The 25772-nt window shown below is 72.2% G+C and carries 20 protein-coding genes and 1 pseudogene; 20 read left to right on the top strand and 1 reads right to left on the bottom strand.

The window, feature by feature from the left end; genetic code table 11:
• Window positions 1–73 precede the first annotated feature (73 nt).
• From ACZ6Z8_RS32830 to ACZ6Z8_RS32805, 6 genes are all read left to right on the top strand, one after another.
• Window positions 74–1063 (top strand): ABC transporter permease, encoded by a 990-nt coding sequence (locus tag ACZ6Z8_RS32830; RefSeq protein ID WP_465613678.1) that lies wholly within the window; start codon window positions 74–76, stop codon window positions 1061–1063.
• 51 nt (window positions 1064–1114) lie between these two features.
• Window positions 1115–2887, top strand: coding sequence for an ABC transporter substrate-binding protein (locus ACZ6Z8_RS32825; protein WP_465613677.1), 1773 nt, complete (start codon window positions 1115–1117; stop codon window positions 2885–2887).
• Window positions 2888–2986: 99 nt separating this feature from the next.
• A complete protein-coding gene (locus ACZ6Z8_RS32820; protein WP_402819056.1) occupies window positions 2987–3997 on the top strand; it encodes an ABC transporter permease in 1011 nt (336 codons plus the stop codon).
• A complete protein-coding gene (locus tag ACZ6Z8_RS32815; RefSeq protein ID WP_465613676.1) occupies window positions 3994–5064 on the top strand; it encodes an ABC transporter ATP-binding protein in 1071 nt (356 codons plus the stop codon). Before ACZ6Z8_RS32820 ends, ACZ6Z8_RS32815 begins: the two co-directional genes overlap by 4 nt.
• Window positions 5065–5098: 34 nt before the next feature.
• Window positions 5099–6169 (top strand): ABC transporter ATP-binding protein, encoded by a 1071-nt coding sequence (locus tag ACZ6Z8_RS32810; RefSeq protein ID WP_465613675.1) that lies wholly within the window; start codon window positions 5099–5101, stop codon window positions 6167–6169.
• 45 nt (window positions 6170–6214) lie between these two features.
• Window positions 6215–6874, top strand: a complete 660-nt coding sequence (locus ACZ6Z8_RS32805; RefSeq protein WP_465613674.1) for a trimeric intracellular cation channel family protein — start codon at window positions 6215–6217, stop codon at window positions 6872–6874.
• Here ACZ6Z8_RS32805 and ACZ6Z8_RS32800 read toward each other — a convergent pair.
• Window positions 6780–7556, bottom strand: a complete 777-nt coding sequence (locus ACZ6Z8_RS32800; RefSeq protein ID WP_465613673.1) for an IclR family transcriptional regulator — start codon at window positions 7554–7556, stop codon at window positions 6780–6782. The two genes, ACZ6Z8_RS32805 and ACZ6Z8_RS32800, sit on opposite strands and share 95 nt — an antisense overlap.
• Window positions 7557–7714: 158 nt before the next feature.
• Here ACZ6Z8_RS32800 and ACZ6Z8_RS32795 point away from each other — a divergent pair, with 158 nt between their 5' ends.
• The 14 genes and pseudogenes from ACZ6Z8_RS32795 to ACZ6Z8_RS32730 all read left to right on the top strand — a co-directional run bounded on the left by ACZ6Z8_RS32795 (window position 7715) and on the right by ACZ6Z8_RS32730 (window position 25678).
• Window positions 7715–8896 (top strand): cysteine desulfurase family protein, encoded by a 1182-nt coding sequence (locus ACZ6Z8_RS32795; protein WP_465613672.1) that lies wholly within the window; start codon window positions 7715–7717, stop codon window positions 8894–8896.
• Between the two features lie 63 nt (window positions 8897–8959).
• Entirely contained in the window at window positions 8960–10096 is a 1137-nt protein-coding gene (gene mnmA / locus ACZ6Z8_RS32790) for a tRNA 2-thiouridine(34) synthase MnmA (RefSeq protein WP_465613671.1), read from the top strand.
• 136 nt (window positions 10097–10232) lie between these two features.
• Complete coding sequence (locus ACZ6Z8_RS32785) at window positions 10233–11414, top strand: alpha/beta hydrolase family protein (RefSeq protein WP_465613670.1); 1182 nt, start codon at window positions 10233–10235, stop codon at window positions 11412–11414.
• 102 nt (window positions 11415–11516) lie between these two features.
• The gene (locus tag ACZ6Z8_RS32780; protein ID WP_465613669.1) at window positions 11517–12041 is read left to right on the top strand and encodes an LOG family protein; all 525 of its coding nucleotides are present in this window, start codon (window positions 11517–11519) and stop codon (window positions 12039–12041) included.
• 13 nt (window positions 12042–12054) lie between these two features.
• The gene (locus tag ACZ6Z8_RS32775; RefSeq protein WP_465613668.1) at window positions 12055–12744 is read left to right on the top strand and encodes an SDR family oxidoreductase; all 690 of its coding nucleotides are present in this window, start codon (window positions 12055–12057) and stop codon (window positions 12742–12744) included.
• A gap of 48 nt (window positions 12745–12792) precedes the next feature.
• Window positions 12793–13803 carry a methionine synthase gene (locus ACZ6Z8_RS32770; RefSeq protein WP_465613667.1) on the top strand — a complete coding sequence of 337 codons (1011 nt, stop codon included), beginning with the start codon at window positions 12793–12795 and terminating at the stop codon, window positions 13801–13803.
• A 19-nt stretch (window positions 13804–13822) separates the two neighbouring features.
• A complete protein-coding gene (gene ligA, locus ACZ6Z8_RS32765; protein WP_465613666.1) occupies window positions 13823–16111 on the top strand; it encodes an NAD-dependent DNA ligase LigA in 2289 nt (762 codons plus the stop codon).
• Window positions 16112–16496: 385 nt separating this feature from the next.
• Window positions 16497–18248, top strand: a pseudogene (locus ACZ6Z8_RS32760) (putative bifunctional diguanylate cyclase/phosphodiesterase); the annotation flags it as partial.
• Window positions 18249–18411: 163 nt separating this feature from the next.
• Entirely contained in the window at window positions 18412–18708 is a 297-nt protein-coding gene (gene gatC / locus ACZ6Z8_RS32755) for an Asp-tRNA(Asn)/Glu-tRNA(Gln) amidotransferase subunit GatC (protein WP_030057414.1), read from the top strand.
• A 14-nt stretch (window positions 18709–18722) separates the two neighbouring features.
• On the top strand, window positions 18723–20222 hold the full coding sequence (gene gatA / locus ACZ6Z8_RS32750; RefSeq protein WP_402819167.1) for an Asp-tRNA(Asn)/Glu-tRNA(Gln) amidotransferase subunit GatA: 1500 nt from the start codon (window positions 18723–18725) through the stop codon (window positions 20220–20222).
• On the top strand, window positions 20219–20479 hold the full coding sequence (locus ACZ6Z8_RS32745; protein WP_465613665.1) for a hypothetical protein: 261 nt from the start codon (window positions 20219–20221) through the stop codon (window positions 20477–20479). The genes gatA and ACZ6Z8_RS32745 overlap by 4 nt, the downstream gene beginning before the upstream one ends.
• Window positions 20480–20565: 86 nt before the next feature.
• Complete coding sequence (gene gatB / locus ACZ6Z8_RS32740; protein ID WP_465613664.1) at window positions 20566–22074, top strand: Asp-tRNA(Asn)/Glu-tRNA(Gln) amidotransferase subunit GatB; 1509 nt, start codon at window positions 20566–20568, stop codon at window positions 22072–22074.
• A 263-nt stretch (window positions 22075–22337) separates the two neighbouring features.
• Window positions 22338–22496, top strand: a complete 159-nt coding sequence (locus tag ACZ6Z8_RS32735; RefSeq protein ID WP_465613663.1) for a hypothetical protein — start codon at window positions 22338–22340, stop codon at window positions 22494–22496.
• 134 nt (window positions 22497–22630) lie between these two features.
• Window positions 22631–25678 (top strand): helix-turn-helix transcriptional regulator, encoded by a 3048-nt coding sequence (locus ACZ6Z8_RS32730; RefSeq protein ID WP_465613662.1) that lies wholly within the window; start codon window positions 22631–22633, stop codon window positions 25676–25678.
• Window positions 25679–25772 lie beyond the last annotated feature (94 nt).

Genomic DNA, 25772 nt, shown 5'->3' with positions numbered 1-25772 from the left:
TCCGCAGCCGTACCGCCGAACCGGCGCCCGGCACCCGTGGGCCGGCCACCGTCGGCGAGGGGACCAACTGACCATGACCGCACCCATGACCACCGCCGGGAACGAACCCGAGGCACTCGCCTCCCCGGGCCCGGCCAAGACGATCGAGGGCCGCTCCCTCGGTCGGATCGCCTGGACCCGCTTCAAGCGGGACAAGGCCGCCGTCGCCGGCGGCATCGTGGTGATCCTGCTGATCCTCCTGGCCGTCCTGGCCGGGCCCCTGGAGTCCGTGTTCGGGCTCGACCCCGACCAGCCGAACACCGACCTGCTGGACGCCGACCTCGGTGGACTCCCGCTCGGCGACTGGGGCGGGATGAGCGCGGACCACCCGCTCGGCATCGACCCGCTGCAGGGCCGCGACCTGCTCGCCCGCGTGGTCGACGGCTCCTGGGTCTCCCTGCTGGTCGCCTTCGGCGCGACCGTCCTGTCCAACACCCTCGGCACCGTGCTCGGCGTGATGGCCGGCTACTACGGCGGCTGGGTGGACACCGTGATCAGCCGGCTGATGGACGTCTTCCTGGCGTTCCCGCTGCTGCTGTTCGCCATCGCGATCTCCGCCTCGCTCCAGGGCGGCGCGTTCGGCCTGCACGGCCTCCCGCTGCACATCATGGTGCTGATCTTCGTGATCGGCTTCTTCAACTGGCCCTATATGGGCCGGATCGTGCGCGGACAGACCCTCTCGCTGCGCGAGCGGGAGTTCGTCCACGCGGCCCGCAGCCTCGGCGCCCGCGGCCCGTTCATCCTGTTCAAGGAGCTGCTGCCGAACCTGGTCGGCCCGATCCTGGTCTACTCGACCCTGCTGATCCCGACCAACATCCTCTTCGAGGCCGGTCTGAGCTTCCTCGGCGTCGGCATCCAGCCCCCGCAGTCCTCGTGGGGCGGCATGCTCGCCGACGCGAAGAACTACTACCAGGTGGACCCCCAGTACATGGTGGTCCCCGGCCTGGCGATCTTCATCACCGTGCTCGCGTTCAACCTGCTCGGCGACGGGCTGCGTGACGCCCTCGATCCCAAGAGCAACTGACCCTGCGTCAGAACCCTCCTTCCTCCACACCTCAAGGGGTTGATCTCACCCATGCGTAGGTCCCGTACCGTCGCACTGACCGCCGCGGCCGCCGCCGCGGTCCTGGTCGTCACCGGCTGTTCGTCCAGCTCGAAGAGCAGCGACGGCTCCTCTTCCTCCTCCGGCAACGCGAGTGGCGGCGGTGCCGACGCGGCCACCAAGCAGATCGTCAACGCCTCGGACAAGAAGGGCGGGACGGTCACCTACGAGATGAAGGGCACCCCGGACTCCCTCGACCCGGGCAACACGTACTACGCGTACATCTACAACTTCTCGCGCCTGTACGGCCGTCCGCTGACCACCTTCAACCCGGCCGCCGGCGCGGACGGCAACAAGCTGGTCCCGGACCTCGCCGAGTCGATGGGCCAGCCCAGCGCGGACGGCCTGACCTGGACGTACAAGCTGCGTGCGGGCCTGAAGTACGACGACGGCACCCCGATCACCTCCAAGGACGTCAAGTACGCCGTGGAGCGCTCGAACTACGCGCCCGAGGTGAACTCCAACGGCCCGACGTACTTCCACGACCTGCTGGTCGACAACCCGACGCCGTACCAGGGCCCGTACAAGGACAAGACCGGCGACCTGAAGTCGATCGAGACCCCGGACGACACCACGGTCGTCTTCCACCTGCAGCACCCCTTCGCCGACTTCGACTACCTGGTCAGCGCCCCGCAGACCGCGCCGGTCCCGCAGGCCAAGGACACCGGTGCCGACTACGTGAAGCACATCGTGTCCTCGGGCAGCTACAAGTTCGAGACCTACGAGGACGGCAAGCAGGCCGTCCTGGTGCCGAACACCAACTGGGACAAGAGCAGCGACCCGATCCGCAAGCAGCTGGCGGACAAGATCGTGCTCAAGATGAACATCGACCAGGCCACCATCGACAAGGACCTGCTGGCCGGCAACGCCCAGGTCGACCTGGTCGGCGGCGGCGTCGACCCGCAGACCCAGGCGCAGATCCTGCGCGACCCGAAGCTCAAGGCCAAGACCGACAACGCCTACGGCGGCCGCCTGGTCTACATGGCGATCAACACCAAGGTCGCGCCGTTCGACAACATCGACTGCCGCAAGGCCGTCCAGTACGCGATCGACAAGGTCGCGGTGCAGACCGCGCTCGGCGGCCCGATCCGCGGCCAGGTGGCCAGCACCGTCCTCCCGCCGGACATCCCGGGCCACCAGGACTTCAACCTGTACGAGACCAAGGACAACAAGGGCGACCAGGCCAAGGCCAAGGACTCCCTGAAGGCCTGCGGCAAGGACGGCGGCTTCAACACCGTCCTGACCGCCCGCACCGAGCGCGCGACCGAGGTCGCCGCGGCCACCCAGATCCAGGCGCAGCTGAAGAACGTCGGCATCAACGTCGAGATCCAGCAGTTCCCGCAGGGCAAGTACCTGACCGACTCGGCCGGCGCGCCGCAGTACACCCAGGACCACAACATCGGTCTGATGATGATGCAGTGGGGCGCCGACTGGCCGACCGGCTACGGCTTCCTGCAGCAGATCGTCGACGGCCGCGCGATCAAGCCGTCCGGCAACAGCAACCTGGCCCAGCTGAACGACCCGGCCGTCAACAAGATGATCGACGACGCCGCCGTCAACCCGGACAAGGCCGCCCGCGAGAAGATCTACGGCGACATCGACAAGAAGGTCATGGAGTCCGCGGTGTACGTCCCGCTGACCGACTTCAAGGTCTTCCTGTACCGCCCGGACAGCGCCACCAACGTCGCCTCCACCCCGGCCTTCTCGGGTGAGTACGACTACCTGAACATCGGCACCACCAAGTAAAGAGCCTGGCTCCGCATCCCTGAAGGCAGGTGAAGGCAGCGGCGCCCGCCGCCGTCCGGAAGATCCCGGACGGCGGCGGGCCGCCGGAGCCGCCCAACTGTGTTTGCCTACATCGTTCGCAGGATCCTCGCGGCCGCGGTGCTGCTGCTGGTCGTCAGCGCGGTCACCTTCGCGATCTTCTTCCTGCTCCCGCGCATCGCCGGCGAGACCACCGACCAGCTGGCCGCGCAGTACATCGGGAAGAACCCGTCGCCCGAGGCGATCGCGGCGGTCAAGAAGAACCTCGGTTTCGACCAGCCGCTGTACACCCAGTACTGGAACTTCCTGAAGGCGCTGGTCAGCGGCGCCGAGTACAAGTTCGGGCCGGAACCGGCCACCTGCCACGTGCCCTGCTTCGGCTACTCCTTCAAGAACCACCTGGAGGTCTGGCCGGAGATGACCAGCCGGATCCCGGTCACCATCTCGCTCGCCATCGGCGCGGCGGTGCTCTGGCTGATCTCCGGCATCACCACCGGCGTGATCTCCGCGCTCAAGCCGCGGTCGATCTTCGACCGGCTCTCCATGGGCGTCGCCCTGGCGGGCGTCTCGCTGCCGGTCTTCTTCACCGGCGCCCTGCTGCTGACGGTGTTCAGCTACGAGTGGCCGATCCTGGACAACCTGCACTACGTCAACTTCACCGACGACCCGCTGATGTGGGCCCGCAACCTGATCCTCCCGTGGATCTCGCTGGCCTTCCTCTACTCCGCGCTCTACGCCCGCCTCACCCGCGCCGGCATGCTGGAGACGATGAGCGAGGACTACATCCGCACCGCCCGGGCCAAGGGCCTGGTCGAGCGCAAGGTCGTCGTCAAGCACGGACTGCGCTCCGCGCTCACCCCGATCGTCACCATCTTCGGCATGGACCTCGGCCTGCTGCTCGGCGGAGCCCTGATCACCGAGCAGGTGTTCTCGCTCAACGGCGTCGGCCAGTTCGCCGTCCAGGCGATCACCGACAACGACCTGCCCAAGGTCCTCGGCGTCACGCTGCTCGCCGCCTTCTTCATCGTCGCCTGCAACCTCGTGGTCGACCTCCTGTACGCCCTCGTCGACCCCCGCGTGAGGCTCTCGTGACCGACCTCCAGAAGACCCCGGCGGACTCCGCTCCCGCTCCTCTGGGAGACCCGTTCCTGTCCGTCCGCGACCTGCGGATCCACTTCGACACCGACGACGGCCTGGTCCGCTCGGTGGACGGGGTCAGCTTCGACCTGCACAAGGGCCGCACCCTGGGCATCGTCGGCGAGTCCGGCTCCGGGAAGTCCGTCACCTCGCTCGGCATCATGGGCCTGCACCGCTCCAAGCGGGCCCGGATCAGCGGCGAGATCCTGCTCGACGGCGAGGACCTGATCGCGGCCGGACCGGACCGGGTGCGCCAACTGCGCGGCCGCGAACTGGCGATGATCTTCCAGGACCCGCTGACCGCGATGCACCCGTACTACACGGTCGGCGCCCAGATCATCGAGGCGTACCGGGTGCACCACCCCAAGGCCACCAAGAAGGAGGCCAGGGCGCGGGCGATCGAGATGCTCGACCGGGTCGGCATCCCGCAGCCGGACCGCCGGCTGGACGACTACCCGCACCAGTTCTCCGGCGGCATGCGCCAGCGCGCGATGATCGCCATGGCCCTGGTCAACGACCCCTCGCTGCTGATCGCCGACGAGCCGACCACCGCCCTGGACGTCACCGTCCAGGCGCAGATCCTGGACCTCATCCGCGACCTCCAGCAGGAGTTCGGCTCCGCCGTCATCATCATCACCCACGACCTCGGGGTGGTCGCCGAGCTCGCCGACGACATCCTGGTCATGTACGGCGGCAAGTGCGTCGAGCGCGGCCCCGCCGAGAGTCTCTTCGACGCGCCCGAACACCCCTACACCTGGGGCCTGTTGGGGTCGATGCCGCGACTGGACCGGGAGCTGCAGGACCGGCTCGTCCCGGTGAAGGGCACCCCGCCCAGCCTGATCAACGTGCCGTCCGGCTGCGCCTTCCACCCGCGCTGCCCGTACGCCGCCCTGACCGGCGGACGCTCCACGAGCGAGGCCCCGGTGCTGGCCGAGGCCACTCCCGGGCACCTCGCGGCCTGCCACCTGCCGGCCGACGAGCGGCACCGCATCTTCGCCGACGAGATCGCGCCCCGGCTGTGAGCCCGGCCCCGTACCACCATTCTGGAGAGAACCGATGACGGACACTCAGGGGGCCACGCAGCTCTCGAACGGAGACGGGGCTTCCCCGGCGCCCGCGCCCGAGCGCGAGCCGCTGCTGAAGGTGGCCGGCCTCACCCGGCACTTCCCGATCCGCGGCGGGCTGATGCGGCGCCAGACCGGCGCGGTGCGGGCCGTCGACGGCATCGACTTCACCGTCAACGCCGGTGAGACGCTGGGCGTCGTCGGCGAGTCCGGCTGCGGCAAGTCCACCATGGGGCGGCTGATCACCCGGCTCGACGAACCCACCGGCGGGAAGATTGAGTTCGAGGGCACCGACATCAGCCACCTGGGCGTCGGCGCGATGCGGCCGCTGCGCCGCGACATCCAGATGATCTTCCAGGACCCGTACTCCTCGCTGAACCCGCGGCACACCGTCGGCACCATCGTCAGCGCGCCGTTCAGGCTCCAGGGCGTCCAGCCGGAGGGCGGCGTCAAGAAGGCCGTCCAGGACCTGCTGGAGCTCTGCGGGCTCAGCCCCGAGCACTACAACCGCTACCCGCACGAGTTCTCCGGCGGCCAGCGCCAGCGCATCGGCATCGCCCGGGCGCTCGCGCTGAAGCCGAAGATGATCGTCGCGGACGAGCCGGTCTCGGCGCTCGACGTGTCGATCCAGGCGCAGGTGGTCAACCTGCTGGACGACCTCCAGCAGGAGCTCGGCCTGACCTACCTGATCATCGCGCACGACCTCTCGGTGGTCCGGCACGTCTCCGACCGGGTGGCGGTGATGTACCTCGGCAAGATCGTCGAGATCGCCGACCGCGACTCGCTCTACCGCAGCCCGATGCACCCGTACACCAACGCCCTGATGTCGGCCGTCCCGGTGCCGGACCCGCGCCGGCGCCAGAGCGGCGGCCGCGAGCGGATCCTGCTCAAGGGCGACGTGCCCTCGCCGATCAACCCGCCGAGCGGCTGCCGCTTCCGCACCCGCTGCTGGAAGGCCCAGGACGTGTGCGCGAGCCAGGAGCCGCCGCTGACGGCCCTGAAGACCGGCCACCAGGTGGCTTGTCACTTCCCCGAGCACGGCCCCGAGAACCCGGAGGCCTGAGGCCGTAGCGGAGGGGAAGGTTCCGCGGCAGGTCATAGTTGTGTGGTGACCTCGCAGATCTTCCCCTCCGACGTGCAGCAATCGCTCGACCTGGCCGGCATCTTCGTCTTCGCCCTCTCCGGAGGGCTGCTCGCTGTCCGCAAGAACATGGACATCTTCGGGATCTGTGTGCTCGCGGAGGCCACCGCCCTGGGCGGCGGGGTGATCCGCGACCTGGTCATCGGGGCGACACCGGTGGCCGCCTTCAGCAACTTCGGGTACTTCGTGACCCCGCTCGCGGCCGCGCTGGTGGTGTTCTTCCTGCACCCCGAGGTCGAGCGGATCAACCGCGCGGTGCAGACCCTGGACGCCCTCGGCCTCGGGCTGTTCTGCGTCACCGGCACCGCCAAGGCGCACGACTACGGGCTGGGCGCGGTCGCCGCGGTCGCGCTCGGCATGGTGACCGCGGCGGGCGGCGGCGTGATCCGAGACGTGCTGGCCGGGGAGATCCCCTCGCTGCTGCGCTGGGACCGCGAGATCTACGCCGTCCCGGCCCTGGTCGGCGCCGCCCTGGTGGCCGCGCTGATCGCCGCCCACCGGCTCACCGGCGCCACCGGCACCGCCGCCGCGCTCACCGCCTTCGGGCTGCGGATGCTCGCCCTGAAGTACGGCTGGCGCGCCCCGCGGGCCTGGCACCGCAACGGTTCTCGCACCAGCGAGGAGTAGGCGAGCCGCCGCACGCGAGCGAGATCGCCTCGGCCGTGCAGAGCAGCTCCGGCAGCATCCGGGCCAGTTCGGCCGGCCGCACCTGGCCGGCCGGGGCGCTCAGCGCGCAGGCCGCGACCGTCCGGCCGCCGCTGCCCGCGACCGGCGCGGCCACACAGGTCACCGGCTCCCGGTGCTCGGCCGACTCAACCGCCCAGCCCCGGCGGCGCACCGCCGCCAGCTCGGCCGGCAGCTCCTCCTCGGGGGTGCCGTCCTCCGGCAGCCCGGCGAGCAGCACCCGCCCGACGGCCGTCCCGGTCACCGGCGCGCGGCGCCCGATCCGGGGCGGCAGGGCGGTCGGCGGCGGGCCCACCTCGTCCAGGTAGAGCACCTCGCCGTCGTGCAGCACGGCCAGCTGGACGGTGTAGCCGCAGCGGGCGTTGAGCGCGGCCAGGTAGGGCGCGGCGACCTGCCGGACGTCGAAGTCCTCCAGCGCGCGGTGGGCCAGCGAGAGCACCCGGCCGCCGACCCGGTAGCGCAGGTCGGGCTGCCGGAGGACGAACCCGTGCTCCTCCAGGGTGCGCAGCAGCCGCAGCGCGGTGGACTTGTGCACCCCGAGGGTGCCCGCGGCCTGCTCCAGCGAGAGCGGCCCGTCGCCGAGCGAGCCGAGCAGCGTCAGTGCGCGGTCGACCGACTGCGACATGGACGCCCCCCTGGAACTCGTTCGAGAAGTGTTCGTCAGGCTAACCGCTGGGCGGTGCAGTGGTACAAACCAGTGCCGGACGCCGGTGTGCGCACCGGTGGCCGGATCGGTGCGCACCGGGCGGGGCCCCGGGGCACGGCCTCTACAATCGGATGGTTATGCCATACCTGGACCATGCGGCGACCACGCCGATGCTGCCCGAGGCGATCGCCGCGATGACGGCGCACCTGGGGGTGGTCGGCAACGCCTCGGCCCTGCACGCGGCCGGCCGCCGGGCCCGCCGGGTGGTCGAGGAGTCCCGCGAGTCGCTGGCCGAGTCGTTGGGCGCCCGCCCGAGCGAGATCGTGTTCACCGGCGGCGGCACCGAGTCGGACAACCTGGCGGTCAAGGGCCTGTACTGGTCCCGCCGGGACGCCGATCCGGCCCGCACCCGGGTGCTGTCCAGCCCGGTCGAGCACCACGCGGTGCTGGACGCGGTGCACTGGCTCTCCGAGCACGAGGGCGCGACGGTCGAGTACCTGCCGGTGGACGGGTACGGCCGGGTGCACCCCGCCGAACTGCGGGCGGCCATCGAGCGCGACCCGGCATCGGTGGCCCTGGTCACCGTGATGTGGGCCAACAACGAGGTCGGCACCGTCCAGCCGGTGCGCGAACTCGCCGCCGTGGCAGCCGAGTACGGCATCCCGATGCACGCTGACGCGGTGCAGGCGCTCGGCCAGGTCCCGGTCTCCTTCGCCGAGTCGGGACTCACCGCGCTCACCGTGACCGGCCACAAGATCGGCGGCCCGTTCGGCATCGGCGCGCTGCTGCTCTCCCGCGGCGCCACGCCCGTCCCGCTGCTGCACGGCGGCGGCCAGGAGCGCGACGTGCGTTCCGGCACCCTGGACGCCCCCGCCGCCGCCGGCTTCGCGGCCGCCGCGGCGCTCGCCGTGGAGCGGCGGGCCGAGCACGCGGTGACGCTGGGCGCGCTGCGCGACGAGCTGGTGGCCGGGGTGCTGGCGGCCGTCCCGGACGCGGTGCTCAACGGCGACCCGACCGCGGAGGGCAGGCTGCCCGCCAACGCCCACTTCTCCTTCCCCGGCTGCGAGGGCGACGCCCTGCTGATGCTGCTGGACGCCCAGGGCATCGAGTGCTCCACCGGCTCGGCCTGCTCGGCCGGGGTGCCGCAGCCCAGCCACGTGCTGCTCGCGATGGGCGTCGACCCGCTGCTGGCGCGTGCCTCGCTGCGGTTCTCGCTCGGGCACACCTCGGTGCGCGAGGACGGCACGGCGCTGGCGGCCGCGATCGGCCCGGCGGTGCAGCGGGCCCGCAACGCGGGGCTGGCGACGGTACGCCGGTAGGCGCCGTACGGGGTCAGGGTCCGCCTCGGGCATGTCCGGCGGCCCCGTACGCTTGTACTCACCATGACTGACTTCCCGGGTGCCCCGACCACTCCGTCCACCGGCCGTCTGCGCGTGCTCGCGGCGATGTCCGGCGGAGTCGACTCCGCCGTCGCCGCCGCCCGCGCCGTCGAAGCCGGGCACGAGGTGACCGGCGTCCACCTGGCGCTCTCCGCCAACCCGCAGTCCTTCCGCACCGGCGCGCGCGGCTGCTGCACCATCGAGGACTCCCGGGACGCCTGGCGGGCCGCCGACGTGATCGGCATCCCCTTCTACGTCTGGGACCTCGCCGAGCGCTTCCGCGAGGACGTCATCGACGACTTCGTCGCCGAGTACGCGGCCGGGCGGACCCCCAACCCCTGCCTGCGCTGCAACGAGAAGATCAAGTTCGCCGCGCTGCTGGACAAGGCGATCGCCCTCGGCTTCGACGCCGTCTGCACCGGCCACTACGCCCGGATCGTCGACCTGCCCTCCGGCGAGCGCGAGCTGCACCGCGCGGTGGACGGCGCCAAGGACCAGTCCTACGTCCTCGGCGTGCTCGACGCCGAGCAGCTCGCCCACTCCCTCTTCCCGCTCGGTGACACCACCAAGGAGGAGATCCGGGCGGAGGCCGAGCGCCGCGGCCTGGCCGTCGCCAAGAAGCCCGACAGCCACGACATCTGCTTCATCGCCGACGGCGACACCCAGGGCTTCCTGGCCCGCCATCTCGGCACCGCCACCGGCGACATCCTCGACGTCGACGGCACCAAGCTCGGCGAGCACGACGGCGCCTACGGCTTCACCATCGGCCAGCGCAAGGGCCTGCGGATCGGCCGCCCGGCCGCCGACGGCAAGCCGCGCTACGTCCTCGACATCTCCCCGGTGAACAACACCGTCACCGTCGGCCCCGTCGAGGGCCTCGACGTCACCGCCCTGACCGCCATCCGCCCCCGCTGGTGCGGCACCGAGCCCCTCACCGAGGGGCGCTACACCGCCCAGCTCCGCGCCCACGGCGAGGAGGTGCCCGTCTCCGCCTCGATGGTCGACGACACCCTCCACGTCCGCCTCGACACCCCGGCCCGCGGCATCGCCCCCGGCCAGGCCGTCGTCCTCTACGACGGCACCCGCGTCATCGGCTCCGCCACCATCGCCACCACCGAGCGGCCGGCCGTCCGCGCCTGAGCGGGGCCTGCCTGAACGGGCCATGGCGGCGTCATCCGCACGGATGACGCCGCTGAACCGCCGGGATGACCACGGCCGGAGAAGGCATCCATCGGGCTGATTCGAGGGTGCGGGCCGCGCACCTAACGTCAGGGGCATGAACCGATCCCGCCGCATCGCGGCCGTCGCCGCCCTTGTGCTCGCTCTGCCGCTTCCGCTGGCCGGGGCCGCGACGGCCGCGCCGTCGCCGTCCGCAACTTCCTTCGCGTCCAAGGCGGTTGCTCCCGCCGCCTTCCACGCCGAACTGCCCCGCCCGACCGGACAGTACGCGGCCGGTGAGGAGGTGCTGCGCCTGACCGACCACAGCCGTACCGACCCCTGGGTGCCGTCGGCCGGGCCGCGGCAGCTGGCGGTGTCGATGTTCTACCCGGCCCGGCCGGGTACCGGGCAGCCCGCTCCGTACATGACCCTCGGCGAGGCGCAGGGCTTCGTGGCGACGCGGGTCCCGGCCGGAACCGGCCTCCAGCCGCAGGACGTCGTGAACATCGACACCCACGCCTACACCGGCGCGAAGGCCGCCGGCGGGAAGTTCCCGCTGGTGGTCCTCTCCCCGGGCTTCGAGAACCCCCGCGCCACGCTGACCGGTCTGGCGACCGACCTGGCCAGCCACGGCTACGTCGTGGCCCTGGTCGGTCACACCTACGAGGACTCCGGTGAGACGCTCGCCGACGGCAGCACCCCGGGCTGCGCGCTGTGCGACACCGGCGCTCCGGACTCGCTCCAGGACAGCCGGGCGAAGGACGTCTCCTTCGTCCTGGACCAACTGGCCGGGCACCACCCGGCCTGGCGCCTGACCCACCTGATCGACCACGACCGCATCGGCATGGCCGGGCACTCGATCGGCGGCGCGTCGGCGCTGACGGCGATGGCCGAGGACCAGCGGATCCTGGCCGGGGTGAACATGGACGGCACGTTCTGGCCGCCGATCCCGACCGACAAGCTCAACGGGCGCTCGTTCCTCCTGTTCGGGAAGCAGAGCAACCACGCCGCCGGCGGCGGGGACGAGTCCTGGGGGCAGACCTGGGCGGGTTGGGAGGGGTACAAGCCCTGGCTGGCCGTCGCGGGCGCCAACCACGCCAGCTTCACCGACGTCCCGGTCCTGGCCGCCGCGGCCGGCCTTCCGCTCCCCCCGGGGACGACCACCTCGCCTGCGCGCGGGATGCAGCTGACCCGGCAGTACGTCGGAGCCTTCTTCGACCGGACCCTGAAGGGCATTCACCAACCCCTGCTCGACGGCCCGTCGGCGGCGAACCCGGAGGTGTCCTTCCAGCACCCGTGATCGATCGTCCTCGCGGATGTCGGTGATCCCGCCCACGCCGCCGGCCCGGCGCCGCGGGCGGGGAACGCGGGGGCGGTGGGTCGTGATAGACCAGACGGCACTATGAATATCTGCGTCTTCTGCTCCGCGTACTCGCTCGACGACCGCTACTCCGCCCCCGCCGCCGAGTTCGCCCGGCTCCTCGGGGAGGGCGGGCACACCCTGGTCTGGGGTGGCTCGAACGCCGGACTGATGGGGCTGCTCGCCGACGAGGTGAAGGCCGCCGGGGGCAAGCTCGTCGGAGTGCTGGTCGAGATGCTGAAGCACAAGGGGTACGTCGGCGCGGACGAGCTGGTGATGACCCGCGATCTCGCCGAGCGGAAGGCGGAGCTCGCGGCCCGCGCGGACGCCATCGTCGTCCTGGTCGGCGGGATGGGGACCCTGGACGAGGTCACCGAGGTGGTGGAGCTCAAGAAGCACGGGATGTTCGACAAGCCGGTCGTGGTCCTGGACACCGAGGGCTTCTACACGGGTCTGCGCACCCAGCTGGAGCGGATGGACGCCGAGGGCTTCCTGCCGCGCCCGCTCACCGAGCTGGTCACCTTCGCCGAGACGCCCGCCGAGGTGTTCGTGCAGCTCAAGGCCTGAGAGGATCGGAACCATGGCCGTACATCTGATCACCGGCGCCGGATCCGGCATCGGCGCAGTCCTGACCGCGAAGCTCGCCGAGCGCGGGGACGAGCTCTGGCTGCTCGCCCGTGACGCCCGCCGGGCCGCCGAGCTGCGCGACCGCTTCCCGGGCGCCCGCACCCTGGTCGGGGACCTCGGCGACCCCGGCAAGCTGTCCTGGGCGTTCGGGCACCAGGCGCTGCCCGTCGCCCTCGACTCGCTGCTGCACGTCGCGGGCGTGGTCGAACTCGGCCCGGTCGGCGAACTGCCGGTGAAGGCCTGGCAGGAGACGCTGAACGTCAACCTGCTCGCCCCCGCCGAGCTGACCCGCCTGCTGCTGCCCTCGCTGCGGCAGTCCAAGGGCCACGTGGTGTTCGTCAACTCCGGCGCGGGCCTCACCGCCCACGCGGAGTGGTCGGCGTACGCGGCCAGCAAGCACGGCCTGAAGGCGCTGGCCGACTCGCTGCGCCACGAGGAGCACGCCAACGGCGTCCGGGTCACCTCGGTCTACCCCGGCCGCACCGCCACCGCGATGCAGGCCAAGGTGCACCAGCAGGAGGGCAAGGAGTACGACGCCGGCCGCTGGATCGAGCCGGAGTCCGTCGCGAAGGCCGTCCTCGCCGCCCTGGACGCCTCCCGGGACGCCGAGATCACCGACCTCACCGTCCGCCCGGGGCACTGAACGGGGCTCCGAGGAACGGAGGCGGCGCCGCGCACTAGGCTCGGACGGGTGAGCACCGGACACCCCTTCCCCGACCTGCACGGCGCCGCCACCGGCGTCGGCTCGCTGCCCGGCACCGACGCCCGGGAGGCCGCCAGGACCTCCACCGGCGCGCTGGAGCACCTGCCGTTCCTGCCCGAGCTGCCCGCGCGCGGCCCGGGCGCCGACATGATCGGCCGCAGCGCCGGGCTGCTGGTCGAGCTGTTCGCGCAGACCGAGCCCAGCGGCTGGCGGTTCGCCGACCGCCCCGGCCGGGACACCCGCCGCGCCCACTCCTGGCTCGGCGAGGACCTGGACGCCCTGGAGGAGTTCACCCAGGGCCACCAGGGCGCGCTGAAGGTCCAGGCCGTCGGGCCGTGGACGCTGGCGGCGAACATCGAGCTCAAGCACGGCGAGAAGGCGCTCGCCGACCCGGGCGCCTGCCGGGACATCGCCGGCTCGCTCACCGAGGGCCTGCGCCGCCACCTGGCGGGGGTCCGCAAGCGGGTGCCGGGCGCCGAGGTGGTCCTCCAGCTGGACGAGCCCTCCCTGCCCGCCGTGCTGGCCGGGCAGGTGAGGACCGCCAGCGGCTTCCAGCGGCTGCGCGCCGTGGACCGGCAGGTCGCCGAGGAGGTGCTGCGGGAGCTGATCCGAGGCCTGGACGCGCCCGTCGTCGTGCACTCCTGCGCCCCGGACGTTCCGGTCCCGCTGCTGCGCCGGGCCGGGGTCGCCGGGATCTCGCTGGACTTCTCCCTCCTCACCGAGCGCCAGGACGACGACCTCGGCGAGGCGGTGGAGGGCGGCACGGTGATCCTCGCTGGTGTCGTCCCCGCCACTGACCAGGCGGTGTCCGACCCGGCCGGTAGTGTCCAGGGAGTCAGGACCTTGTGGCGCAGGCTCGGGTTCGCTCCGGAGCTGCTGGGCCGCCGTGTGCTGGTGACGCCGGCCTGCGGGCTGGCCGGGGCCTCCCCGGCGTACGCGCGCAGGGCGCTGTCGCTCGCGGCGCGGGCGGCGCGGAGCCTGGTGGACAACCCGGAATGAGAACGTAGGAGGGCTTGCGGTGACGGCTGTCGAGGGCTGGGAGGACGTTCCGGCGGAGGTGCGCCGACGGCACGCCGAGCTGGCGCAGGAGATCACCGACCACCGCGCCCGGTACTACGAGCAGGACGCGCCGGTCGTCAGCGACGCCGAGTTCGACGCGCTGATGCGTGAGCTGGAGGCGATCGAGGCCGAGCACCCTGCCCTGGTGACGCCGGAGTCGCCGACCCAGCGGGTCGGCGGCGCCCCCACCGCGCTGTTCGCCGCGGTCGAGCACCGCGAGCGCCTGCTCAGCCTCGACAACGCCATGGACGACGAGGAGTTGGGCGCCTGGGCGGACCGGGTCGCCACCGAGCTGCACGGCATCGACTACCACTACCTGTGCGAGCTCAAGGTGGACGGCCTGGCCGTCAACCTCACCTACGAGAAGGGCCAGTTGGTGCAGGCGGCGACCCGCGGCGACGGCCGGGTCGGCGAGGACATCACCGCCAACATCCGCACCATCAAGGAGATCCCGCACCGGCTCAAGGGCGACCACGTGCCCGAGCTGGTGGAGATCCGCGGCGAGGTCTACTTCCCGACCGAGGAGTTCCTCGCGCTCAACGCCTCCTTCTCGGAGGAGAACGAGCGCCGCCGGCAGGAGAACGAGGAGCGCGCCAAGGAGGGCAAGCGGCCCCGGGCGATGATCCGGCTGTTCATGAACCCCCGCAACGCGGCCGCCGGTTCGCTGCGCCAGAAGGACCCGCACGTCACCGCCTCCCGCCCGCTGCACATGGTGGTGCACGGCATCGGCGCCCGGGTCGGCTTCGACATCGACAACCAGTCGCACGCCTACCGGCTGCTGCACGACTGGGGCCTGCCCACCGCCCGGCACAACAAGGTGGTCGGGAGCCTGGCCGAGGTCCGGGCCTTCATCAAGCACTTCGGCGAGCAGCGGCACTCGGTCGAGCACGAGATCGACGGCGTCGTGGTCAAGGTGGACGAGATCGCCCTGCAGGGCCGGCTCGGCACCACCTCCAAGTCCCCGCGCTGGGCGATCGCCTGGAAGTACCCGCCGGAGGAGGTGACCGGCAAGCTCGCCGAGATCAAGGTCGGCATCGGCCGCACCGGCCGGGCCACCCCGTACGCGGTGCTGGCCGAGCCGGTGAAGGTGGCCGGCTCGATGGTGCAGTACGCGACGCTGCACAACCAGGAGATCGTCAAGGCCAAGGACGTGCTCCTGGGCGACACCGTGGTGCTGCGCAAGGCCGGCGACGTCATCCCGGAGATCCTCGGTCCGGTCTACGACCTGCGGGACGGCACCGAGCAGGCCTTCGTGATGCCCTCGCACTGCCCGGAGTGCGGCACCGAGCTGCGTCCGATGTCCGAGGGGGACATCGACCTGCGCTGCCCCAACGCCCAGCACTGCCCGGCCCAGATCCGGGAGCGGATCGCCTTCCTCGGCGGGCGCTCCTGCCTGGACGTCGAGGGGCTCGGGTACGTCGCGGCCACGGCGCTGACCCAGCCGCTGGAGCCGGCCGAGGCGCCGGTGCGCAACGAGGGCGACGTCTTCGGGCTGACGGAGGAGCAGCTGCTGCCGATCAAGGTGCTGGTGCGCGACCAGAAGACCGGCATGCCCAAGCTGGACGACCGGACCGGCAAGGAGAAGGAGGTGTTCTTCTTCGCGACCACCAAGGGCGAGCCGAAGAAGTCGCTCCGGACGCTGCTGGACAACCTGGAGGGGGCGAAGGAGCGTCCGCTGTGGCGCTTCCTCAACGGCCTGTCGATCCGGCACGTCGGCCCGGTCGCGGCCCAGGAGCTGGCCCGGGAGTTCCGTGACCTGGACCGGGTCTTCTCGGCCACCGAGGAGGAGCTGGCCGCGGTCGAGGGGGTCGGGCCGACCATCGCCCGCTCGATCAAGGAGTGGTTCGAGGAGGAGTGGCACCGGGACATCCTGGAGAAGTGGCGCGCCGCGGGCGTCCGCTTCACCGAGGAGTTCGCGGACGAGGAGGCGGCGGAGCGCCCGCTGGAGGGCCTGACCGTGGTCGTGACGGGGACGCTGTCCGGCCACACCCGGGACGGCGCCAAGGAGGCGCTGACCTCGCGCGGAGCGAAGGTGACCGGTTCGGTTTCGAAGAAGACCGATTTTGTGGTCGTCGGTGACAACCCGGGGTCCAAGTACGACAAGGCCGTTCAGCTCGGACTGCCGGTCCTGGACGATGCGGGCTTCGCCGTGCTGCTGGCCGACGGACCGTCGGCGGCCCGCGCCCACCTGGGACTTCCGGAGCCCGAGGAGGCCGCCGGGCCGGCCGACACCCCCGCCGAGGGCTGATCCGGAACGGACCCGAGCGGCCGGTGGCCGGATCCGTGTTGTTATCGTCCTGATGCAACGTCACCGGGTGCCGTTCAGTGAAAGCGGGCATTGTGTCACTGTGTGACACCCGGGCGCGGTGGCGCGTTTCCGGTTGTCCGAAAGTCTGCCCACCGGGTGGACCCCGGCATACCCTGGAGCGCAACAGAGTGTCAGCAGGGGTGGGGGCACCGGCTGAGCCGGTGCTCCTCGGGGTCGCTCCATGCCCGGCAGCTGTCGGTACCAGCACGGTGCCTCACCGTAAGGCGGCCTGACGGGGCGGGCCCGACGGAGGACAGGGCTTATGGATCGTACGACCGGCGGCGCGCCCACACGCCCGCCGCAGGGGGTGGCGGGTGCGGTCCTGCTGCTCGGCGTGCTGCTGGCCGGAGCCGCGCCGCTCATCCCGCTGGCCGTCCTGGTCTACCGGTACGAACCCGAACTGCTGCCGCTGTTCGCGGTGCCGCTGGCCGTCCTGGTGGCGGCCTGGCGGATCGCCCGCGACCGCGCCCGCGACCAGCTGACCGACCCGCTGACGGACCTGCCCAACCGTCAGGCCTTACTGCTGGCCGCCCAGGAGGCGATCGTCGAGCGCGAGGAGGGGTACAGCGTCGGTCTCATCCTGCTTGACCTCGATCGGTTCCGATCGCTCAACGACACACTTGGTCACACGGCGGGTGACCGGCTGCTGGTTCACATCGCCCGCCGACTCCACCGGGCGCTGCGCTCCGGCGGCCCGGCCGGCAGCGCCACCCGGGAGTCCATCGACGACGTCTTCGTCGGCCTGCCCCGGCACTACCGTCGCGGCCGCCCGATGGTGGCCCGGATGGGCGGCGACGAGTTCGCCGTCCTGATGCCCGGCATCAACTGCCCCGACAGCCTGGAGCGGGTGGCCAAGGCGCTGATCGCCGAACTCGCCGCGCCGATCCGCCTGGACGGGCTGCTGCTGGTGCTGGAGGCCAGCGCCGGCGTCTGCGTGTACCCGCAGGGCGCCCAGGATGCCGAGTCGCTGCTGCGCCGCGCCGACGTGGCGATGGGCCACGCCCAGCGAGAGTGCAGCGGGGTGGCCCAGTACGACGAGACCCAGGACGCCGACACCCCGTACCGGATCGGCCTGCTCGGGGACCTGCGCCGGGCCCTGGAGACCGGCGAGGTGCAGCTGCACTACCAGCCGAAGGTGGCCTTCGACGGCCGGGTGGTCGGCCTGGAGGCGCTGCTGCGCTGGGAGCGGCCCGGGCAGGGGAAGGTCTCGCCGGACGAGTTCGTCGGGCTCGCCGAGTCCAGCGGCCTGATGCCGCGGCTCACCGACTACGTGCTGGAGGCGGCGGTGGGCCAGCTCGCCTACTGGCGCGACCAGGGCCTGCAGGTGCAGGTCGCGGTCAACGTCTCACCGCGCGACGTGCTCAACCCCGGCTTCGCCCAGCGCGTCGCCGGGCACCTGGTCCGCCACCAGGTGCCGGCCCACGCGCTCCAGCTGGAGATCACCGAGCGGCTGCTGCTGGACGACTCCCGGCGCGCCGCCGACACCCTGGCCGAGCTGCGCGGCTACGGCGTGGGGATGTCCCTGGACGACTTCGGCACCGGCCACTCCTCGCTGGTGCGGCTGCGCAGCCTGCCGGTCGGCGAGCTGAAGATCGACCGCTCCTTCGTCTCCCGGATGGTCGCCGACGACCACGACGCGGCGGTGGTCCGCTGCTCGGTGGAGCTGGCCCACTCGCTCGGCCTGACCGTGGTCGCCGAGGGCGTCGAGGACGACGAGACCTGGGAGCGGCTGCACCGCATGGGCGTGGACGCCGTCCAGGGCTGGCTGGTGTCGGCCGCGCTGCCCGCCGAGCAGGCCACCGCCTGGCTGCGGGTGCACCGCACCACCGGCGCCCCGCCCGTGGAGCGCCTGGGCGCCCCGCCGCAGCTCCCCTCGATCATCAAGCCGGTCGCCCAGCCCTCCGCGATCAAGCCGGCGGTCCAGCCCGCCGCGCGGCCGCCGGTGCTGCCGCCGACCCTTCCGCCGGTGCTGCCGCAGGCCGTCCAGGCCGTGCAGCGCAGCCAGGCGATCCCGGCCGCGCCGCTGGGCGTCACGGCGCCCGGCACCCAGGGTTGGGCCCGTACCAGGCCCCAGTGACGCGGCTGCGCGGTTACTCGTTGGCCGGTGGCCGGGTCGGGCCCCATAGGATGGGGTCCAAAGACCATGAGGACGGAGCGCCGAACCCGGCCGCTCCTGCCCGGGCCCGGCACCGCCGCAGGCGTCGCCGGGTCTCACCAGAACTCACCCTGAGGATCGCTGCATGCCTGGCATCACGCGCGAGGAGGTCGCCCACCTCGCCCGGCTGTCGCGTCTTGAGCTGAAGCCCGAAGAGCTGGACCACTTCGCCGAGCAGCTCGACGTGATCATCGGCGCGGTCGCCCGCGTTTCCGAGGTCGCCGGACAGGACGTCCCGCCGACCTCCCACCCGCTGCCGCTGACCAACGTCATGCGCGCGGACGAGGTGCGGCCGTCGCTCACCCCGGAGCAGGCGCTGTCCGGCGCCCCCGCCGCCGAGGAGCAGCGTTTCCGTGTGCCGCAGATCCTCGGGGAGGACTGACCGAGATGACCGAGATGATCCCCACGTCGATCATTAAGTGGACGGCCGCCGACACCGCCGGCGCCATCGCCAAGGGCGAGGTGTCCGCCGTCGAGGTCGCCCAGGCGCACCTGGACCGCATCGAGGCCGTCGACAAGAAGGTCAACGCCTTCCTGCACGTCGACACCGAGGGTGCGCTGGCCGCCGCCCGGGCCGTCGACGAGAAGCGCGCCAAGGGCGAGGAGCTGGGCCCGCTGGCCGGCGTCCCGCTCGCGCTCAAGGACGTCTTCACCACCAAGGGCATCCCGACCACCTGCGGGTCGAAGATGCTGGAGGGCTGGATCCCGCCCTACGACGCCACCCTGACCAGCCGTCTCAAGGACGCCGGTGTCGTCATCCTCGGCAAGACCAACATGGACGAGTTCGCGATGGGCTCCTCCACCGAGAACTCCGCCTACGGCCCGACCGGCAACCCGTGGGACCTCACCCGCATCCCCGGCGGCTCCGGCGGCGGTTCGGCCGCCGCGCTGGCCGCCTTCGAGGCCCCGCTGGCGATCGGCACCGACACCGGCGGCTCGATCCGCCAGCCCGGCGCCGTCACCGGCACCGTCGGCGTCAAGCCGACCTACGGCTCGGTGTCCCGCTACGGCCTGGTCGCCTTCTCCAGCAGCCTGGACCAGGGCGGCCCGTGCGCCCGGACGGTGCTGGACGCGGCGCTGCTGCACGAGGCCATCGCCGGGCACGACCCGCTGGACTCCACCTCGATCGACGCGCCCGTCCCGGCCGTGGTCGAGGCCGCGAAGATGCGCGACATCCGCGGCATGCGGATCGGCGTCGTCAAGGAGTTCGCCGGCGAGGGCTACCAGGCCGGCGTGATGCAGCGCTTCAACGAGTCGGTGGAGGTGCTGCGCGAGCTGGGCGCCGAGGTCGTCGAGGTGTCCTGCCCGTCCTTCACCCTGGCGCTGCCGGCGTACTACCTGATCGCCCCGTCGGAGTGCTCCTCCAACCTGGCCCGCTTCGACGCCATGCGCTACGGCCTGCGGGTCGGCGACGACGGCTCGCGCTCGGCCGAGGAGGTCACCGCGCTGACCCGCGAGGCCGGCTTCGGCGACGAGGTCAAGCGCCGCATCATCCTGGGCACCTACGCCCTCTCCTCGGGCTACTACGACGCCTACTACGGCTCGGCCCAGAAGGTGCGCACGCTGATCTCGCGCGACTTTGACGCCGCCTTCGCCGGTGTGGACGTCCTGGTCTCGCCGACCACGCCGACCACCGCCTTCCCGATCGGCGAACGCGCCGACGACCCGATGGCGATGTACCTGGCCGACCTGTGCACGATTCCGTCGAACCTGGCGGGCAACGCGGCCATGTCGCTGCCGGTCGGCCTGGCCCCGGAGGACAATCTCCCGGTCGGCCTGCAGATCATCGCTCCCGCGATGGCGGACGACCGCCTGTACCGAGTGGGCGGCGCCGTCGAGGCCGCACTCAACGACAAGTGGGGGCACACCCTGCTGGAGGAGGTACCGGCACTGTGAGCAAGATCGAGAAGGCCAAGGCCCAGACTGCTTCGCTCAAGGGGTGGAAGCATTCGAAGGCCGGCCTCTGGCTGTCCATCGGCACCAGCGCGTTCGGTGCGGTCTCCGTCGTCAAGGACGTCCGCAAGGCCCGCGAGGAGAACGACACCCTCAAGCTGGTCAACGCCCTGGTCGGCGCCGCCGCGCTGATCACCGGCACCGCCCTGCTGGTGCGGGAGCTCCGTCAGCTGGGCTCCGACGACGTGCTGCTGGGCTGAGCCGAGCCGAGTGCCCCGGCCCGGCCCCGCGCCACGCGGCGGCCGGGCCCGTACCTCCCGAGTCTTCAGAATTGAGAAGGGACGCTGTGAGCGTCATGAACCTGGTCTCCTACGAGGACGCTCTCGCGTCGTACGACCCGGTGATGGGCCTTGAGGTCCACGTCGAGCTCGGTACCAAGACCAAGATGTTCTGCGGTTGCTCGACCGAGCTGGGCGCCGAGCCGAACAGCCAGACCTGCCCGACCTGCCTGGGCCTGCCCGGCTCGCTGCCGGTGGTCAACGCGGTGGGCGTGGAGTCCGCGGTCAAGATCGGCCTGGCGCTGAACTGCGAGATCGCCGAGTGGTGCCGGTTCGCGCGGAAGAACTACTTCTACCCGGACATGCCCAAGAACTTCCAGACCTCGCAGTACGACGAGCCGATCGCCTTCAACGGCTACCTCGACGTGCAGCTGGAGGACGGCTCGACCTTCCGCGTGGAGATCGAGCGCGCCCACATGGAGGAGGACACCGGCAAGTCCAGCCACGTCGGCGGCGCCACCGGCCGCATCCACGGGGCCACCCACTCGCTGCTCGACTACAACCGGGCCGGCATCCCGCTGATCGAGATCGTCACCAAGCCGATCGTCGGCGCCGGCGAGCGCGCCCCCGAGGTCGCCAAGGCGTACGTCGCCGAGCTGCGCGAGCTGATCAAGTCCCTGGGCGTCTCCGAGGCCCGGATGGACAAGGGCCAGATGCGCTGCGACGTCAACCTGTCGCTGCGCCCGAACGGCACCGAGACCTTCGGCACCCGTTCCGAGACCAAGAACGTCAACTCGCTGCGCAGCGTGGAGCGGGCCGCCCGGTTCGAGATCCAGCGCCACGCCACCGTGCTGACCGACGGCGGCACCATCGTCCAGGAGACCCGCCACTTCCACGAGGACGACGGCACCACCACCTCGGGCCGGATCAAGGACAACGCCGAGGACTACCGCTACTTCCCGGAGCCGGACCTGGTGCCGGTGGCCCCCTCCCGCGAGTGGGTCGAGGAGCTGCGCGCCGCGCTGCCGGAGCTGCCGCGGGTGCGTCGCGCCCGGCTGCAGGCCGAGTGGGGCCTGTCCGACAAGGACATGCAGTCCGTGCTCAACGCCGGTGCGGTCGAGCCGATCCAGGAGACCATCGCGGCCGGTGCCCCGGCCGACCAGGCCCGCAAGTGGTGGATGGGCGAGCTGGCCCGCCGCGCCAACGAGACCGGCACCGAGCTGGCCGAGCAGCCGATCACCCCGGCGCAGGTCGCCCGGGTCACCGCGCTGGTCGCCGAGGGCAAGCTGAACGACAAGCTGGCCCGTCAGGTCATCGAGGCCGTGCTGGCCGGCGAGGGCGAGCCGGACGAGGTCGTCGAGAAGCGCGGCCTGGCCGTGGTCTCGGACGACTCCGCCCTGGGCGCGGCCGTCGACCAGGCGATCGCCGAGAACGAGGCCGTGGCCGCCAAGATCCGCGACGGCAAGGTCGCGGCCGTGGGCGCGCTGGTCGGCGCGGTCATGAAGGCCACCCGTGGCCAGGCGGACGCCGCCCGGGTCAAGGATCTGATCCTTGAGAAGCTGGGCGTCTCCGCCTGAGCGGTCGAGAGCTGTCGGGGTCCTGGGCGGTCAAGCCCGCCTTCCTAAGGCATCTAAGGCGTCTAAGGCCCTCTAAGTAAGGCCTAAGGCCCCGTCTCACCTATGTATCTAGGTGAGACGGGGCCTTAAGCCTTTTCTGGCGCCCCATCTAAGGCATCAGACCTTCGGAAGATGGGGCACGCTCCCGATGTGGCACCCCCCTCTGGGGGAGGAAGCTCTTACTCGTCAGGGAAACGAAGGTGAAACCCGAAGGGGAACCCGAAGTGATCGAGTACCAGCTCATCCAGCAGCAGGCCCACGAGCTCGAACTGCGCGCCGAGCACGAGCGTCTGGTCCGCGAGGCCAAGGAGGCCGGCCGCCTCCGCCGCCGCCCGGTGGCCGCCCGCTTCCAGCGGCGCCCCGTGCGTCAGCCGGAATGCTGACGGTGCGGCACCTCGACGGTGCCGAAGGAGTTCCGGAGGGGGAGGCGCCGCGGGAGAGCGCCTCCCCCTCCGGGCGTTCGCCGGGGGAGATAACCCCTCTCACCGGCGGCTCCGGCTATGGCATGCTCGCCTCCATGCAGCAGATATCGGTCAGTCCCGTCTTCGTCGGCCGCGGCAGCGAGATCACCGAACTGACCGACGCGCTGCGCCGCGCGGGCACCGGCAGCCCGCAGGCCGTGCTGATCGGCGGCGAGGCCGGCATCGGCAAGACCCGGCTGCTGGAGGAGTTCCTCCAGCGGGCCTGCGACGGCGGAGCGGTCACCACGCTCGGCAGCTGTCTGGAGGTCGGCGCCGAGGGACTCCCGTACGCTCCGCTGGCCGCCGCGCTGCGCCGGCTGCACCGCTCGCTGGGCGCCGAGTTCGAGGCCGCTGCGGCCGGCAGTGAGGGCCATCTCGCCCGGCTGCTCTCCGAGTTCGGCGAGGCGGACGGCGAACCCAACGACGAGTACGGCCGGGCCCGACTGTTCGAGCACACCGCGAGACTGTTCGAACGGTTCGGCGCGGACCGTACCCTCGTCCTCGCCGTCGAGGACCTGCACTGGTCCGACCGCTCCACCCGGGAACTGCTCGCCTTCCTGGTGCGCACCCTGCACCGCTCCCGGGTGCTGCTGGTCGCCACCTACCGCACCGACGACCTGCACCGCCGCCACCCGCTGCGCCCCTTCCTGGCCGAGCTCGAACGGCTGCGCACCGTCCAACGGCTGGAGCTGGAGCGGTTCGGCCGCCGCGAGGTCGCGGCCCAGCTGGCCGGCATCCTCGGCACCGCCGCCCCCGACCGCCAGCTGGTGGACCGCATCCTCCGCCGCTCGGAGGGCAACCCGTTCTTCGTCGAGGAGCTGGCCACCGCCTTCGAGGACGGCTGCGGCGCCGGGCTGACCGACTCGCTGCGGGACATCCTGCTGGTCCGGGTCGAGGGGCTGGACGAGGAGGCCCAGCGGGTGGTGCGGATCGCCGCCGAGGGCGGCTCGCACGTCGAACACGCCCTGCTGGCCGCCGTCCTGGAGGATGACGAGGAGGCGCTGATCGAGGCGCTGCGGGCGGCCGTCGGCGCCAACATCCTGCGCCCGGACAGCGAGGGCGAGGGCTACCGCTTCCGGCACGCGCTGGTCCGCGAGGCGGTCTCGGACGACCTGCTGCCCGGCGAACGGCACCGGATCAACCGCAAGTTCGCGCTCGCCGTGGAGGCCCGGCCGCAACTCGTCCCCGCCGACGCGCTGCCCGCCCGGCTGGCCAACTACTGGTACCACGCGCACGACCCGGCGCGTGCCCTGCCGACGGCCCTGGACGCCGCCCGCGCCGCCCGGCGCCGCAACGCCTTCGCCGAGCAACTCGGCATGCTGGAGCGCGCCCTGGAGCTGTGGGACCAGGTCTCCGAGGACGTCCTGGCGCACACCCTGCGCCCGTACGACTGGGCCGAGACCTACCCGCCCGGCTCCTGCGACCACAGCCCGGCCGGCGCCGAGTGCGACCGGATCCAGCTGGTCGACGTGCTGGCCGAGGCGGTGGTCGCGGCCCGGCGCTGCGGCGACCGGGAGCGCGGCCTGAGCCTGGCCAAGCGCGGTCTGCGGCTGGTCGACGAGGCAGAGCACCCGGTGCGCTCGGCCTGGTTCCGGATCAACCGGGCCCGGATGCTGGGCAATCTGCGCCGCTCCGGCGACGACGAGGAGATCGCCCGCGCCCACCGGCTGGTGGACGGCCTGCCGCCGTCCGCCGTGCAGGCCGAGGTGTTCGCCCTGGCCGCCGGGGTCGCGGTGGTCAGGTCGCCCCGCCTCGAACACCTGGAACTGGCCGAGCGGGCGATCCGGATCGCCGAACAGGTCGGCGCGCACTCGGTCGAGGTGCACGCCCGGATGACCCTCGGCAGCCTGCGCCACGACCTCCTGGGCGACGCCGAGGGCGGGCTGGCCGAGCTGACCGCGGCCGTCGAGCGCGCCCGGCAGCTGGGCGTGCCGGACCTCCTGCTGCGCGGCATCAACAACCTGGCCAGCATGCAGCGCGGACTGGGCCGGGCCGAGGAGGCCGTCCGGCTGGCCCGGGAGGGCCTGGAGTACGCGGACGGCAACGGGCTGCAGCGCAACATCGGCAACATCCTGACCGGCAACCTGGTCGAGGCGCTGGCCGACCTCGGGCGGGTCCGGGAGGCCGAGGAAGTGCTCGCCGCCAGCGAGCTGATCGGCCTGCCCGGCTCCCACGCCGAGTTCCTGGACCGGATGCGCGGTGACCTCGCCCTGCTGCGGGGGGACTTCGCCGGCGCGGCGACGCTGCTGGCGCAGGCCCGGGCGGCGAACCGGGTCGGCCAGCCACAGCACAGCGTCCCGATCAGCCTGCTGGCCGTCCGGCTCGCCGCGTACGGCGGGCGGCCGCTGGACGCCCGGGCCGAACTGCTCGCCGCGCTCGCCGAGGAGGGGCGGCTCGGCTACGACTTTGACGTCTACCCGCTGCTGGTGGAGGCCGCCGGGGTGGAGGCGGACAGCCTGGGGCTGCCGGAGGCCGAGGCGGGCCGGGCCGAGGTGCTGGCCGCGATCGCCGCCGCGGCCGCCGATCTGCGGCCCCGGTCGCCGCTGCACCACGGCTGGAGCAGGCTGCTGGAGGCCGAACTGGCCCGCGCGGCGGCCGCGGACACGCCGGAGCAGTGGGCGCGGGCGGTCACCGAGCTGCGGCCGACCGGCCTGCCGTACCCGCTGGCCCTCGCGCTGCTGCGCGGCGCCGAGGCGCAGGTGCGGGCCGGCCGACGGGACACCGCGACCGAACTGCTGCGCGAGGCGGCCGAACTGGCGGACGCCCGGGGCGACCGGCCGCTCGGGGCGCGGATCGCCGCTCTGGCGGAGCGGGCCGGGCTCACCCTGACCCCGGCCGCGCGCCCGGCCGCCGCGGCCGCCCCGGCGCCGGCCGTCGGGGACTCCTTCGGGCTCACCCCCCGTGAGCGGGACGTGCTCCGGTTGCTCGCGCGGGGGTGGACCAACCGGCAGATCGCCGAGGAGTTGTACATCTCTCCGAAGACCGCAAGCGTGCACGTGTCCAACATCCTCGGCAAGCTCGAAGTCGGCGGCCGGGGCGAGGCGGCCGCGCTGACCCACCGATTGCGGCTGTTCCCCGACGACCTGGTCCCCTCGGGACGGTGAACCCGCAGGTCGCCGACCGTACCCGTACGGTCGGCGACCAGGGCGGCCGCGGGGGCGGGCGCCGTCGCGTGCTCCCGTGCGCGCCGCGTGAGCC

The organism is Kitasatospora sp. NPDC101108 (assembly GCF_055584725.1).
This window is presented reverse-complemented; position numbering and strand designations above follow the sequence as displayed.